Source organism: Enterobacter sp. LM3, assembly GCF_046622475.1.
GTDB classification, from domain to species: Bacteria; Pseudomonadota; Gammaproteobacteria; order Enterobacterales; family Enterobacteriaceae; genus Enterobacter; species Enterobacter cloacae_P.
The window spans coordinates 223754-239167 of record NZ_JBJURN010000003.1; the positions used below are offsets into that span (position 1 = coordinate 223754).

Here is a 15414-nt window from a genome sequence, read left to right on the forward strand (position 1 = left end):
GCTCTAATGTCTAAAATTTGGTCAAAAGAAGAGACTCTCTGGAGTTTCGCCCTCTATGGTACAGCCGTGGGCGCGGGAACGCTGTTCTTGCCCATTCAGCTTGGCTCCGCAGGCGCGATTGTCCTGCTTATCACTGCCCTTGTGGCCTACCCATTAACCTACTGGCCACACAGAGCGCTGGCACAATTTATCCTGTCGTCGAAAACAAAAGGGAATGAAGGGATCACCGGAGCCGTTTCCCATTACTACGGCAAGAAAATCGGCAATCTGATCACGACACTCTATTTCATCGCCTTCTTTGTGGTGGTGTTGATTTACGCCGTGGCAATAACCAACTCGCTAACCGAGCAACTGGCAAAACGGATGACGGTGGATACCCCCGTGCGGGTGCTGGTCAGCTTTGGCGTGGTGCTGGTTCTGAACCTGATCTTCCTGATGGGACGACATATCACGATAAAAGTGATGGGGTTCCTGGTATTTCCGCTGATCGCCTATTTCCTGTTTGTTTCGCTGTACCTGACGGGAAGCTGGCAACCCTCGCTGCTCACCAGCCAGATGGCGTTCAACCAACATACGCTGCATCAGGTATGGATTTCGATCCCGGTGATGGTTTTCGCTTTTAGCCATACCCCGATTATCTCGACGTTCGTCGTCGACCGTCGCGAGAAGTACGGCGAAGATGCCATCAGCAAATGCAAGAAAATCATGAAGGTGGCATACCTGATCATCTGTCTGAGCGTGCTGTTCTTTGTATTTAGCTGCCTGCTGTCTATTCCGCCGTCATACATCGTGGCAGCAAAAGAGGAAGGCGTGACGATCCTGTCGGCGCTGTCTATGATGCCCTCTTCTCCAGTCTGGCTGGGCATTTCCGGGGTGATTGTGGCGATTATTGCGATGTCAAAATCATTCCTAGGCACCTATTTTGGGGTGATTGAAGGGGCAACGGAGATAGTGAAATCGTCGCTACATCAGGTGGGTGTGAAGAAGAGCCGCGCCTTTAACCGCGCCGTGTCGATTCTTGGCGTATCGGTGATCACCTTTACGGTGTGTTGCATCAACCCGAATGCCATCTCAATGATTTACGCCATCAGCGGCCCGCTTATCGCCTTGATCCTGTTTATCATGCCGACGTTGTCGACATACCTGATCCCGTCCCTGAGACAGTATCGCTCCATCGGCAACCTGCTGACGCTGATCGTTGGCGTATTGTGCGTGTCGGTGATGTTTGTGGGTTAATCGTCATTGTGCCCGGCGTCATGCCGGGCGCGTGCTTTACGCACGAATATCGTCATATTCCCGGGTGTTATCAAACTCATGCTTAGCAAACGGGCACAGCGGGATGATTTTACGGTTCTCACCGCGCATTTTTTCCACCACTTTCGCCACCAGTTGCTTACCGACTCCCTGCCCCTTCAGGCTCGGGTCAACATCGGTATGTTCGATGATACTCAGGTGCTCACCGGTCGGTACGAAGACAATCTCCGCGACCTGATTTCCTTCTGCATCGTTCACATAAAACTTGTTATGGCCTTCCAGAATATTCATGGTTCCTCGCTTATTTTTGACGGTACTTCAGCGCACCACTCGGGCAGGTATCAATCACGCGGATGACGGTTGCCACATCCACTTCATCAGGCACAATCCACGGTTTACGCTTCAGGTTGAACAACGCCGCGCTGCCGCGTACGCAGTTTCCTGAATGTTTGCAGATCCCGGTATTAAAATAGACGTCGATTTTCTCCCCGGTATAGGCCCGGTATCCTGCTTCCAGTAAATCTTTATCCATAACATTGCCTCTGTCGTTATTATCGTGCTGAATGAAGCATAGCCTTACGGGATCCCGATGGCTATAACACCGAAAACGAAAAGCCAGCTCACAACTCTGCTTTTGTCCGATTACGCCTGACATGGCTGCATGTTAGGCTCCATAAACGTTGTCCTTTTCTATGGCTTTTGCAGATTGTAATGAAACGCAGATTCTCTTTTCAGGTGAAGCTCTTTTTAGCGCTGGTGTGCTTTTCCTGCCTGCTATTGGCTTTGCTGGGAACCATCCTGTTTCATTTTATTGACCGGCAGTTGCACCACGATCTGGGTCAGCGCGCCCGCGTGCAGGCCAGTGAAATAGCGTTAATGCCAGGTCTTGCTGAAAAAGTCACAGCCAGAGATATACCCGGTATTGCCCGTTTAATTCAGCCGCTGCGTGCTGAAAGTGATGCCAGTTATATTGTCATTGGCGATACCCAGGAGCAGCATCTGTATCACTCAGAATCGCCGGAACGCCTGAATTTACCCATGATTGGTGGGGATAATGCCGAGGTATTAAAGGGAAAAACGATTATATCCGTGCGCCAGGGAGGCATTGGGGTTTCATTACGCAGCAAGGCCCCTATTTTTAATGCCCAACATCAGGTGATTGGAATTGTCTCGGTCGGTTATCTGACCTCGTATATTGCCAATATTAATGCCCATATTCTCTGGCAGTCCGGGTTATATGGTATTGGTCTTTTATTGTTACTGTTTATTTTCTCCTGGCTGTTCACCCGTAATCTTAAAAAGCAGATGTTCCGGCTTGAGCCGAAAGATATCGCCCAGCTGGTGTTGCAGCAAAAAGCGTTGCTTGAGGCTATGTATGAAGGGGTATTTGCGGTCAACAATGAAAAGCAGCTGATGTTAATTAACCGTGCTGCCAGAGAGCTGCTGGACATTCATCAAAGCGAGGAAGAGCTTATTGGCAAACCGCTGGAGGATGTTCTGCAAACGCCACCGGGCTTTTTATCTCAACGCTATGCCTCAGTAAGCCGCGGCAGCCACGACCAGGTTGCGGTATTTAACCAGCGTGAGGTGATCGTCAACCGCGTGGCGATTGAGGTGGAGCCGGGTGTCGAAAGTGGTTGGGTCTATAGCTTTCGCGACAAAAACGACATTAACACCCTCAGTAGTCAGCTAAGCCAGATCAAACGCTATGCGGATAACCTGCGCATCATGCGCCATGAACAGCTGAACTGGACGGCAACACTCGTCGGGTTGTTGCAGATGAAACATTATGACGAAGCGATCCGTTACATCCAGGTACAATCGGAAGGGGCACAAAGAGTGCTGGACTTCGTCTCTGCCCATTTCGCCTCCCCGACGTTGTGCGGGCTGCTGCTGGGAAAATACGTCAGCGCACGGGAAAAAGGCATTGAGCTGCTGTTTGACCCCGCCTGCCATCTCACCCGAATGCCCGGTACCCTCACCGAAACGGAACTGGTGTCCGTGATTGGCAACCTGCTGGATAACGCCGTGGATGCGACCCTGAAAGCCCCGGTTCCCGCCCCCGTCGAACTCTATATTTCCGACAGGAACCAGGAGTTGCTGATAGAGGTGGCCGATCGGGGTTGTGGAGTGGATGACGCCATGAAGCCCCATATCTTCAGGCAGGGATTCAGCAGTAAACCGGAAAGCAGTAACGAATTAGTGGGCGCAGAGCATGGTATCGGTCTGTTTCTGGTGGCAGGATATGTCGATAAGGCGGGCGGCAGTATAGAAATCACCGATAACACCCCGCAGGGCACCGTTTTCTCTGTGTTTATTCCCTACTATCAACCCGTTCGGCAGGGCTAACGTATGACCACGACCCGACCACTAGATGTTGTGATTGTTGAGGATGAACCGCACCTTGCAGAACTGCATCGTGAGTATATCGAGCAGAATTTTCACCTGCGCGTGGTCGGCATAGCCACGTCGATTGAACAGGCGCATAGCCTGATCCGCCAACATCAGCCGCGGCTTATCCTGCTGGATAACTATCTCCCGGACGGTAAGGGCGTGGAGTTAATCGACCATCCGCTGCTGAAAAGTTTTGAATGCTCAGTCATTTTCATCACCGCCGCCAGCGACATGCAAACCTGTAGCCATGCCATGCGCAGCGGCGCGTTTGACTATCTGATTAAACCCGTCTTTTTCCAGCGCCTGCACGCCTCTCTGGAGCGGTTTATGCGCTTCATCCACACCGTGCAACAGGTTAAGGTTGTCGACCAGCATGCGCTGGATCGCCTGTTTAATCTGCCCGCCGCAGAGTCTTCACTTGCCCCCTCCACCAAGGGAATTGAACCCAACACGCTGGAACGTATTAAGCGATTTTTCGCCGATAACCCCGAAAGCACGATGTCGGTGGAAGAGGTGGTGGAGAGCGTTGGGATCAGTAAAACCACGGGGCGTCGCTATCTGGAATATTGTGTGGAAAGCGGATTTATCAGCATCGAAATGCTGTATGGCAACATTGGTCACCCCAGAAGGCTGTATCGTAAAGCCCCCGATAAGGCATAAACCGAAACCGTTCGCTGGCGAATGTTCGCGGATTTAATGGTGTTAATTGCCGAAACAACGCCGACAATCACACTTCAGAACCGGAACCCTCATCACCCTATTGTTTGCCCTAACCCATAAGCTATGTTGACCATTAGTTCCTCAAATGTAACTAAAAGGTTAATTATAATGTCGAACACTTTCCGAATTTCTCTGCTTACCGCTACTGTACTGATTTCAACCTCCGCAATGTCTGCTTTGCCGCAGGGCTACCCTGCTGAGTATCAAAAAGTCGTGGATGCCGCGACCAAAGAGGGCAAGGTGGTTATCTATTCCACCACCGATACCAAAGCCGCCGGGCCGCTGATCGAGGGCTTCGAAAAGACTTACCCCGGCATTAAAGTTGAATACAACGACATGAACAGCACCGAGCTGTACAACCGTTTTATCAGCGAACAGGCCTCCGGTGGCGGTAGCGGCGATGTGGTCTGGAGCTCATCAATGGATACCGGGCTGAAGCTCGCAACCGACTACGCGATGGAGTACAAATCTCCGGAACAAAGCCAGTTGCCAAAATGGGCGGTCTGGCATGATAAAGCTTATGGCACCACCTACGAGCCGGTCGTATTCATCTACAACAAACGGTTGATCCCGGCGGGTGACGTACCGGATTCCCATGCAGCCCTGGCGAAACTGATTGCCAGCCAGACGGACAAATTTAAGAGCAAAGTCACCACCTACGACATCGAAAAGTCGGGTCTGGGTTTCATGCTCTCCGTGCAGGATCACAAGGCCGATCCCAACTACTTCAAAACGCTGGCTGACGTCGCCAAAGGCGGCTTAGCGGTGCAGTCCTCCACCGGTACCATGATGGAGAGGGTCTCATCGGGTGAAAACCTGATTGGCTTTAACATTCTGGGCTCCTACGCTGAAGCCCGGGCGAAGAACGATCCGTCACTTGGGATCGCCTACCCGAAAGATTACACCCTGGTTCTGTCGCGCGTTTCCTTCATCAGCCAGCAGGCGCAGAACAGCAATGCCGCTAAGCTGTGGCTGGACTATGTCCTGTCAGAAAAAGGGCAAAGCATTCTGGCAAACCAGGCGGATATCCCGTCCATTCGTAACGATATCGAAGGTAAAAATGATATCGACGGTCTGACCAAAATTCTGGGCACTGCGCTGAAACCGATCCCGGTTGATGAAAGCCTGCTGGAATATCTGCAGCCGAAAAAACGTCTGGATTACATCAAACAGTGGCGTGCAGCCGCCGCCAAATAAGCATCTGAGCGCGGCGCATGTCGCCGCGCTCCTGTTCAACGACCTGAGTTCATTTTTCTGGGCTGCAACACCAGGGATATCCCCATGAATACATTACACAGAAAATGGCAAAGCCTGCCGCGCGGTATTGTCGTGTTGATAACCGCACTGGTTATCTACGTGCCTTTGTCGTTTATCGTGATACAGAGCTTTTTATCCGCCCCGTTCTTTTCTCCGGCAAAAGAGTGGAGCCTTGAGTCATTTGGCTTTATTTTCACCGACCCTGATTTTTATAAGGCACTGAAAAGTGGTTTTATTCTCGCCTTTGGCCTGGTCGTCATCGCCATCCCATTGGGCGGTGTGCTGGCCTTTCTGATGGTACGTACCGATTTACCTGGCCGTCGTCTGATTGAGCCGCTGATCCTGGTGCCGATTTTTGTTTCACCGATGGTGCTGGGGTTTGGCTATGTGGTGGCGGCAGGTCCGGTGGGTTTCTTATCCCTGTGGGCGCAAGCGCTGATTGGCTTTGTCCCGTGGAATATCTACGACATGTCGAGCATCGTGGTCATTGCGGGCCTGACGCATGTTCCACACGCCTATCTCTATATCTCTTCCGCGCTGCGCAGCGTAGGTTCCGATGTCGAAGAGGCCGCACGCACTGCGGGGGCATCACCTTTACAGGTGATGATGTCCGTCAGCTTACCGATGGTGCGCCCGTCGATTCTGTATGCCATCGTGCTGTTGTTCTTCCTTGGGCTGGAAGTCTTCGGCCTGATGCTGGTGCTCGGCGATCCGGAAGGTAACATGGTGCTGGCAACCTATTTGTACCAGCTCACCAACAAGCTCGGTACCCCGTCCTATCACCTGATGGCAGCGGTTGCCGTGGTGCTGATTTGTATCACTATTCCACTGGTTATGCTGCAGCGTCGTCTGATGCGTACCGCCAACCGCTTCGTGACCATGAAAGGGAAAGCGTCGCAGGCGCGTGCCTTACCGCTGGGTAAATGGCGCTGGGTGGCCGGCGCAGTGGTGGCCGCCTGGCTGACCGTGACTATCGGTGTCCCCCTGCTTGGCGTGGTGTTGCGCGCGTTTATCTCTAACTGGGGGGTGGGTGTTTCGCTGTGGGATGAGCTTTCACTCGATACCTTCCGCACCATCTGGGCACAACCGAACCTGTTACGCGCCATCGTCAACTCAATGTCTATCGGCGTGATTGGCGGCGCGCTGGCCGTGGCGTGCTACCTGTTTGTTGGCATCGCAATGCACCGCAAACCGGACAATACCACGCGCTTTCTTGATTACAGCGTACTGGTGCCGCGCGCGGTTCCAGGCCTGCTCGCGGGTCTGGCTTTCCTGTGGGTCTTCCTGTTCCTGCCGATGTGGCTGGATAACTCGCTGAAATCAGGCTGGCTTTCCGGGTTCGTCTGGTCTGACTGGATGCGCGAAAACCTGATCGTCTGGCTGCGCTCATTACGCAGCACCATTTTCAGCGTCTGGCTGGCCTACACCGTGGTGTGGATGGCATACGGACTGAGGCTTATCTCCTCCACGCTGTTACAGGTAGGGCCAGAGCTTGAAGAGGCCGCCCGCAGTACAGGAGCAACGCGCGGGCAAATTACGCGCCACGTGACCATTCCGCTGTCCCGCTACGGTCTTATCGGTTCCTGGCTGCTGATGTTCCTGATCTTTGAGCGTGAATACTCAACGGGTGTGTACCTGCTTTCTCCCGGTACAGAAACCATTGGTTCAATGCTGGTTTCGCTGTGGGCCGCTGGTGCCATTGATATCGTGGCAGCGCTCTCCTTTATTAATATCCTGCTGGTCGTGGTAGGTCTGGGCATTGCCCTTCGTTTCGGAGTCAAATTACATGATTGAATTAGCGGTCGACAACCTGCACTTAACCTACGGCGACAACCCGGTGCTGAAAGGCGTTTCCATGAACCTGAAGCGCGGTGAAGTGGTCTCTCTGCTGGGGCCATCGGGCAGCGGGAAAACCACCCTGCTGCGCGCGGTGGCAGGGCTGGAAAAGCCGACTCAGGGATCAATTGTGATTGGCAAAAACAAAGTTTACGACGGCACGCCGCGCAGCGAAATTCCGGCGGAAGAGCGTAATCTGGGGCTGGTATTTCAGTCCTACGCGCTGTGGCCGCACAAAACCGTTTTTGAGAACGTGGCCTATCCGTTAAAACTGCGTAAAGTCGCAACCAAAGAGATCAACCAGCGGGTACAGGATGTGCTGGATCAACTTGGGTTAGGTCATCTTGGTAAACGTCACCCACACCAGCTTTCCGGTGGACAACAGCAGCGCGTGGCGATTGGCCGGGCCCTGGTTTACAACCCACCGGTGATCCTGCTGGATGAACCACTCTCTAACCTCGACGCCAAGCTGCGCGAAGAAGCCCGCGTGTTCCTGCGGGAGTTAATTATCAAGCTGGGCTTATCCGCACTGATGGTGACGCACGACCAGAATGAAGCGATGTCCATTTCCGACCGCATCCTGCTGCTCAATAACGGTAAGATTGAACAGCAAGGCACACCGCAGGAGATGTACGGTTCGCCAAAGACTCTGTTTACGGCAGAATTTATGGGCAGCAATAACCGTCTGCACGGCAAAGTGACAGAAGTGCGCGATGGCAAAGCATGCATTGAGGGAAAAGACTGGGTATTGTGGGGGCAGGCCGGTGAAGGCGTGCAAAACGGTCAGGAGGCCACCGCGGTGATCCGCGTCGAGCGCGTCGAGGTGGTGGACGGCCCGGGTGAAAATCAGCTTGAACTGCCGCTGCTCACCAGCATGTATCTGGGTGACCGCTGGGAATACTTGTTCCGCACGGCAGGCGATGACTTTGTGATCCGCGCCTATGGCCACGACGTTCGCGACCCGCAGCATTGTCATTTATCACTGCCAGCAAAACACGTCTGGATTTTCCCGAAGAACTGAATGGGTTCCCCAAAAAAGGCTGCGTAATGCAGCCTTTTTTATAGCGCTATTACCGGGATACTTACACATCGACCAGTTGTGTTGCCTGATGCTACCGCTCATGCTGAAGTTGGTACTATCCAACAAGCCTACGAGCAGGGTATGACAACGGGTCGTAGCATGGAAATGAAAGTATCTGGTAAGCCAGTTTGCGGTTACTGTCTCAGCGATATAAAAAGTATGGCTGAAAAATCTGGCTTGAAATCGCTTACTATTTTTGAAGAGAAAAGCGGAGATACTTTGTATTGGGAAAAAGGGATGAAAAAACTCACCAGGAAAGAAACTTATGAAAGATGAGTTTGAAGTCGATTTCTATCTGTACGCCAGAAACTCTTTTTCGCGGGTTCGTGGCCCCAAGTGGAATGATGTAGAAGAATTCCTGATGAAATTGAGGGGGGATACAGGTGGTGTAAGACTCCGCATTGTCCCCGAACCTGATATTGGGCCGATGAATTTAGAAGTATCTACAGATGATGGCTTCTATCTCTTGACGTTACTAGAGTGCTCGGAATCTGATTTAACGGTTCGTTCCTATTGGGATAAATCGGAATCTGGTATGGAGAAAAAAATACAGATTTATGGGGATTACTGGCCTGAGCGACAACTGACAAAAGATTTTGATCTTGTTGTCAGGGTCTTTAAAGAGTTCTTCGATATTGGCAACGTATCAACGGAACTTCTTAATTGATGTATAAATCCCAGACTACAGCATCACTTGTGGTGCTGTAGTTGTTGAGAATAATACGTTTGCGGTGCCTGTTCCCGGTGTTCCGGTAACGGCAATAAAATCGTGGCAGATGTCGGTCACGATCTGCTGATGCGCAGTCAGCAGAACAACAATGACTATGACGGCAAGCAGACCAGCGTTGCTGCGGGTGGCAGCTTCACCTTCGGCACCATGTCCGGTTCAGGCTATATCAACGCCAGCCAGGACAAGATGAAGAGCCGCTTTGATTCCGTTGCCGAACAAACCGGGCTGTATGCCGGGGACGGCGGCTTCGATATCACCGTGGGTCATCACACCCAGCTTGACGGTGCGGTTATCGCCTCCACCGCCACACCGGACAAAAACAGCCTCGATACCGGGACGCTGGGCTTCAGCGACATCCACAACGAAGCCGACTTTAAAACCTCGCACTCCGGTATCAGCCTGAGCGGCGGCGGTAGCTTCGGGGATAAATTCAAGGGCAACCTGCCGGGTGGCATGATCTCCGCCGCTGGCAACAAAGGCCATGCGGAAGGTACCACACAGGCCGCCGTGGCAGAAGGCACCCTCACCCTCCGCGACAAGGTAAACCAGAAGCAGGACGTGGCCGATTTGAGCCGCGACACCGAACATGCCAACGACAGCATCAGCCCGATCTTCGACAAGGAGAAAGAGCAGAACCGCCTGAAAGCAGTCGGGATGATCAGCGATATTGGCAGCCAGGTGGCGGATATTGCCAGGACTCAGGGTGACCTGAACGGGCTGAAAGCGGCCCAGAAAGCATCCGGTAAGACACCTCCGGCAAATGCGACAGAAAAAGAACGCCAGAACTATCTTGCGGAATTGCGTGACACGCAGGCATACAAAGAGGTGATGGTGACGTACGGAACCGGCAGCAACATGCAGCGTGGTATCCAGGCGGCCACGGCAGCGCTGCAGGGACTGGCGGGCGGCAATATCGGGGGCGCGCTGGCGGGCGCTTCAGCACCGGAACTGGCGAACATCATCGGCCACCATGCAGGCATTGATGACAACACGGCGGCAAAAGCGATTGCCCATGCCATCCTCGGCGGCGTAACCGCAGCCCTTCAGGGCAACAGTGCCGCAGCGGGCGCAGTGGGGGCGGCATCCGGCGAACTGGTAGCGACAGCGATTGCCAGACAGCTCTATCCGGACACAGACCCGTCGAAGCTGACGGAAGACCAGAAGCAAACCGTGAGTACGCTGGCGACTGTTTCAGCGGGCATGGCTGGCGGGATTGCCGGGGGAAATACGGCGGGAGCTGCGGCTGGTGCCAGTGCCGGGAAGAATGCGGTTGAGAATAACTGGGCTGATACACCTTCTACTGATGAGCAGGTCAGAAAGTTGTCAGGACAGTGGCAGAAGGCACTTGATGGATGTGCTGGAGGAGATAGCGCTGCCTGTGCTGAAAAAGATAAACTTGAAAAATCTTATGGTTTCCTGGCAGCGACAGCAATGACAGGGATGATGGGAGGGACTGCAAGTGCAGCAGCAAAAGCTACAAGCGCGGGTGTCAGTATGTTAATTAATGGTACAGCTCAGGGGGTTAAAATATATAACAATCCTGAGGATTCATTTAATTATACTGATTTCATGATGTCGGGTGCTACGGGCTGGTTTTCCGCAGGTACTGGTGCTGTACGTTCCTCAGTCATTAGTGTTAGCACTGCATATACTGGAAGCGTACTCCAAAATGAAGATCCAACAGCTGCCGTTGCCGGGGCGTTAGCTGGTTCTGCGATAGGTTATACTGCTGGAAAGCTGATTTCAGCACCATTGAAGCCATTATTTAATAATGTCCGAGATAAGTATGAAGAGGTGCCAATTGGAGGGCATTCATGGATGACAGGTGCAAAACCTGAGAGCCCTATCCCTGGAACTATTGGTGGTTTAGGTGGTTCTGTCGGTGCTGAAGTCGGTGGAGATTATGTCAATGATAAATATAAGGCACATGAAAATGGTAAATAGGGATATTAATTTGAAAGTGTTTTTTTATCTTTTGGCAAGTCTCGTCATAACGATGATTGTGCTTTTTACAGTGCTAAACATGGCATTTTCTTTATATTACTATTTTAAAATTGGTTATTTTGACTTCAATTTTAATAAGTTAGGGGAATGCATAGTTTTAGGGTTGCTAACAGGCCCCATTGCAGCCAGCGGTGTTTGGCTAATGCTCAGGTATAGAATGTAGTTGAGAATAACTTCCTTAGCGCTTCAAAAAATGATGCACTTAATAAAGCGCTTGAAGATCAAAAAAATGGTAAGAACCTTCTTCAGGCATCGCAGGATATTGTTCGTCTAACCAATGAGGACAAAGCCAATAATGGGCTTCTGAATAAATACCAGAATGGTCAGCTGAATGATGCAGAAAAGCAAGAACTTGCCGGGCTACTTAATCAGTATGGCTATGAACTCCAGACTGTTTACGGTTACTCAGAGCAGCAAGCGGCACAAGCGATACAGTCCCTGACGAAGGGCGGAGCTTTTGTGGCATCGGCATCTGATGCCAAAGCCTATAATGAGGCGCTGAGCTATCTGAAAATGTACGGTGTTCAGTCAGGTCAAGCCGCAGTGGGTACAGATGCTTTGATGGTCCTTCCTGGAGCCCCTGGTACTCTGGTGCGTGGATTTGTAGCTGCGGGAGGTGCATACCAGACAGGTACGGGGATAGGTCAGATTGCTGATGGTAACTATAGTGACGGAGCTCTGAATGTTGGTCTCGGAACGGCTGCTATATTTGGTGGCGCAGCAGGGAACAGCGTTATCACCAAAACTGAAACAGGTATTGTTTCTCCAAATAAAGGTGCTGGCTGGACAGAGAATTCTCAGTCTATTGATAAAAATGCCCATTCTTCTATTCCCAAAGTTACTGCTGAATTGACAGATCCTCAGACAGGAAAAGTCTTTACGGATACGAATCAGGGGAACAGAGCTGATTTCTTCTTGGGGGATGCCAGCAAACCAACGCTTATCAATGATGTAGTGCAGGCAAAAGTAATTAACCAACCGGATAAAAATTTCCCAAATGGAAATATGGCTACCGCTCATGCTGAAGTTGGTACTATCCAACAAGCCTACGAGCAGGGTATGACAACGGGTCGTAGCATGGAAATGAAAGTATCTGGTAAGCCAGTTTGCGGTTACTGTCTCAGCGATATAAAAAGTATGGCTGAAAAATCTGGCTTGAAATCGCTTACTATTTTTGAAGAGAAAAGCGGAGATACTTTGTATTGGGAAAAAGGGATGAAAAAACTCACCAGGAAAGAAACTTATGAAAGATGAGTTTGAAGTCGATTTCTATCTGTACGCCAGAAACTCTTTTTCGCGGGTTCGTGGCCCCAAGTGGAATGATGTAGAAGAATTCCTGATGAAATTGAGGGGGGATACAGGTGGTGTAAGACTCCGCATTGTCCCCGAACCTGATATTGGGCCGATGAATTTAGAAGTATCTACAGATGATGGCTTCTATCTCTTGACGTTACTAGAGTGCTCGGAATCTGATTTAACGGTTCGTTCCTATTGGGATAAATCGGAATCTGGTATGGAGAAAAAAATACAGATTTATGGGGATTACTGGCCTGAGCGACAACTGACAAAAGATTTTGATCTTGTTGTCAGGGTCTTTAAAGAGTTCTTCGATATTGGCAACGTATCAACGGAACTTCTTAATTGATGTATAAATCCCAGACTACAGCATCACTTGTGGTGCTGTAGTTGTTGAGAATAATACGTTTGCGGTGCCTGTTCCCGGTGTTCCGGTAACGGCAATAAAATCGTGGCAGATGTCGGTCACGATCTGCTGATGCGCAGTCAGCAGAACAACAATGACTATGACGGCAAGCAGACCAGCGTTGCTGCGGGTGGCAGCTTCACCTTCGGCACCATGTCCGGTTCAGGCTATATCAACGCCAGCCAGGACAAGATGAAGAGCCGCTTTGATTCCGTTGCCGAACAAACCGGGCTGTATGCCGGGGACGGCGGCTTCGATATCACCGTGGGTCATCACACCCAGCTTGACGGTGCGGTTATCGCCTCCACCGCCACACCGGACAAAAACAGCCTCGATACCGGGACGCTGGGCTTCAGCGACATCCACAACGAAGCCGACTTTAAAACCTCGCACTCCGGTATCAGCCTGAGCGGCGGCGGTAGCTTCGGGGATAAATTCAAGGGCAACCTGCCGGGTGGCATGATCTCCGCCGCTGGCAACAAAGGCCATGCGGAAGGTACCACACAGGCCGCCGTGGCAGAAGGCACCCTCACCCTCCGCGACAAGGTAAACCAGAAGCAGGACGTGGCCGATTTGAGCCGCGACACCGAACATGCCAACGACAGCATCAGCCCGATCTTCGACAAGGAGAAAGAGCAGAACCGCCTGAAAGCAGTCGGGATGATCAGCGATATTGGCAGCCAGGTGGCGGATATTGCCAGGACTCAGGGTGACCTGAACGGGCTGAAAGCGGCCCAGAAAGCATCCGGTAAGACACCTCCGGCAAATGCGACAGAAAAAGAACGCCAGAACTATCTTGCGGAATTGCGTGACACGCAGGCATACAAAGAGGTGATGGTGACGTACGGAACCGGCAGCAACATGCAGCGTGGTATCCAGGCGGCCACGGCAGCGCTGCAGGGACTGGCGGGCGGCAATATCGGGGGCGCGCTGGCGGGCGCTTCAGCACCGGAACTGGCGAACATCATCGGCCACCATGCAGGCATTGATGACAACACGGCGGCAAAAGCGATTGCCCATGCCATCCTCGGCGGCGTAACCGCAGCCCTTCAGGGCAACAGTGCCGCAGCGGGCGCAGTGGGGGCGGCATCCGGCGAACTGGTAGCGACAGCGATTGCCAGACAGCTCTATCCGGACACAGACCCGTCGAAGCTGACGGAAGACCAGAAGCAAACCGTGAGTACGCTGGCGACTGTTTCAGCGGGCATGGCTGGCGGGATTGCCGGGGGAAATACGGCGGGTGCTGCGGCCGGGGCCAGTGCCGGGAAGAATGCGGTTGAGAATAATTATCTCAGCGCTGACCAGACCACCTCATGGCTTGAGAAATATAAATCGGCATCAACGGATGAAGAGCGTAAGAAACTGGTGGATGTTGCGAGCAAAGCGGATGCGGCTCAACAGCAAAAAGCGCTGAACACACAGATCAGTAAGGATTATCTTGTTAAACAACAGGATGACCTTATCCAGCTAATGCAATCACCGGGTTGTGATGCAGATTGTAAGCAACTGGCACAGTACAGCATTAATCAGCTGTCGCCAGTGATTGATAACTATGACGAGATGCAGCGATCAAACAACATACCTAAAGCAGCTATCGCAACGATTTCTCTTTCAATACCGATTCTTGGTCGTGCCGTTGCTCCTGCTGTTGCGGACTTGATTGGCAGTTCAACATTAGCAACAAGAGGTGTTTCAGCGGCTACAAGTGGAATCGCAAACGCCACGTCTCAGGCGTACAATATCCATAATGATCCAAGTGAGGTATTTAGCCCGAATAGTCTTATCACAGCAATGATAACTGGAGCAGCTACAACTGGTATGAAATATGTTGGAACTACAGTAGTGAGCACCGCAGGAGCAGGGATAAGTAGTCTTATTGATGGTAAGAGTCCAACTGTGCCTATGATCGGGGCTGCAGGTGGGGCTACGTTAGGTTATTTGTTTGGGTTGGGTGTTCAGAAGGTTGATAATAAGGTATGGAATCCTTGGAGTAATGGATTTAAAGATTATCAAAATTCGAGAATGCCATCAATAATAGAGCCACCTAAAGTAAACCAATTACCAGTAATAGCAGGTGGCTATCTATCTGAGAGAGCGGGAAAAGCAGGCGAAGATTATGCCAAGGGGAAACTGAAATGAAAAAAATACTTTTTTACTTTCTTCCTTTTTTACTTATGGGTTTCGTCACCATTTTAGCCGGATGTGTTTTAGTTTCAGTGTTTAGCAGATTGCCTGTTTTACTGATAGAAGGACATTGGCCTTCTTATTCGATTACTAATTTCCTTGATGACTTTAACTTTAGTTTTTTCAATGGGGTTGTTTTTGGTACGCTCATGTTTTTTGTGAATTTATTCTTGAAAATGAAAAAATACAAATCATAGGGCTTGGTTGTTGTTGAGAATAACTATCTGAGCCAGAAACAACAGGCTCAGAAGG

At 51.3% G+C, this 15414-nt stretch carries 12 protein-coding genes and 2 pseudogenes; 12 read left to right on the forward strand and 2 right to left on the reverse strand.

The window, feature by feature from the left end; translation table 11 throughout:
• Positions 1-6: 6 nt before the first annotated feature.
• The gene (locus ACJ9N4_RS05160) at positions 7-1236 is read left to right on the forward strand and encodes an amino acid permease (protein ID WP_411500305.1); all 1230 of its coding nucleotides are present in this window, start codon (positions 7-9) and stop codon (positions 1234-1236) included.
• 36 nt (positions 1237-1272) lie between these two features.
• Here the strand turns inward: ACJ9N4_RS05160 and ACJ9N4_RS05165 are convergent, their stop codons facing one another.
• Entirely contained in the window at positions 1273-1545 is a 273-nt protein-coding gene (locus ACJ9N4_RS05165; protein WP_108367787.1) for a GNAT family N-acetyltransferase, read from the reverse strand.
• A gap of 10 nt (positions 1546-1555) precedes the next feature.
• Positions 1556-1786, reverse strand: a complete 231-nt coding sequence (yjdI, locus tag ACJ9N4_RS05170; protein ID WP_182272527.1) for a 4Fe-4S mono-cluster protein YjdI — start codon at positions 1784-1786, stop codon at positions 1556-1558.
• 179 nt (positions 1787-1965) lie between these two features.
• Here yjdI and ACJ9N4_RS05175 point away from each other — a divergent pair, with 179 nt between their 5' ends.
• The 11 genes and pseudogenes from ACJ9N4_RS05175 to ACJ9N4_RS05225 form a co-directional block, all read left to right on the forward strand.
• Positions 1966-3603 carry a sensor histidine kinase gene (locus ACJ9N4_RS05175; RefSeq protein ID WP_182272528.1) on the forward strand — a complete coding sequence of 546 codons (1638 nt, stop codon included), beginning with the start codon at positions 1966-1968 and terminating at the stop codon, positions 3601-3603.
• A gap of 3 nt (positions 3604-3606) precedes the next feature.
• On the forward strand, positions 3607-4308 hold the full coding sequence (locus ACJ9N4_RS05180) for a response regulator (RefSeq protein WP_182272529.1): 702 nt from the start codon (positions 3607-3609) through the stop codon (positions 4306-4308).
• 168 nt (positions 4309-4476) lie between these two features.
• Complete coding sequence (locus ACJ9N4_RS05185) at positions 4477-5565, forward strand: ABC transporter substrate-binding protein (protein ID WP_182272530.1); 1089 nt, start codon at positions 4477-4479, stop codon at positions 5563-5565.
• Between the two features lie 84 nt (positions 5566-5649).
• Positions 5650-7419 carry an ABC transporter permease gene (locus ACJ9N4_RS05190; protein ID WP_182272531.1) on the forward strand — a complete coding sequence of 590 codons (1770 nt, stop codon included), beginning with the start codon at positions 5650-5652 and terminating at the stop codon, positions 7417-7419.
• Positions 7412-8482, forward strand: a complete 1071-nt coding sequence (locus tag ACJ9N4_RS05195; protein WP_182918897.1) for an ABC transporter ATP-binding protein — start codon at positions 7412-7414, stop codon at positions 8480-8482. Before ACJ9N4_RS05190 ends, ACJ9N4_RS05195 begins: the two co-directional genes overlap by 8 nt.
• A 159-nt stretch (positions 8483-8641) precedes the next feature.
• Entirely contained in the window at positions 8642-8818 is a 177-nt protein-coding gene (locus ACJ9N4_RS05200) for a hypothetical protein (protein WP_230857820.1), read from the forward strand.
• The gene (locus ACJ9N4_RS05205; protein WP_182918902.1) at positions 8808-9209 is read left to right on the forward strand and encodes a DUF6911 family protein; all 402 of its coding nucleotides are present in this window, start codon (positions 8808-8810) and stop codon (positions 9207-9209) included. The genes ACJ9N4_RS05200 and ACJ9N4_RS05205 overlap by 11 nt, the downstream gene beginning before the upstream one ends.
• 87 nt (positions 9210-9296) lie before the next feature.
• A pseudogene (locus tag ACJ9N4_RS05210) lies at positions 9297-10553 on the forward strand (VENN motif pre-toxin domain-containing protein); the annotation flags it as partial.
• A gap of 1182 nt (positions 10554-11735) precedes the next feature.
• Positions 11736-12530, forward strand: coding sequence for a hypothetical protein (locus ACJ9N4_RS05215; RefSeq protein WP_230857821.1), 795 nt, complete (start codon positions 11736-11738; stop codon positions 12528-12530).
• Positions 12520-12921 carry a DUF6911 family protein gene (locus tag ACJ9N4_RS05220; RefSeq protein WP_182918902.1) on the forward strand — a complete coding sequence of 134 codons (402 nt, stop codon included), beginning with the start codon at positions 12520-12522 and terminating at the stop codon, positions 12919-12921. The genes ACJ9N4_RS05215 and ACJ9N4_RS05220 overlap by 11 nt, the downstream gene beginning before the upstream one ends.
• 87 nt (positions 12922-13008) lie before the next feature.
• Positions 13009-15117, forward strand: a pseudogene (locus tag ACJ9N4_RS05225) (VENN motif pre-toxin domain-containing protein); the annotation flags it as partial.
• Positions 15118-15414 lie beyond the last annotated feature (297 nt).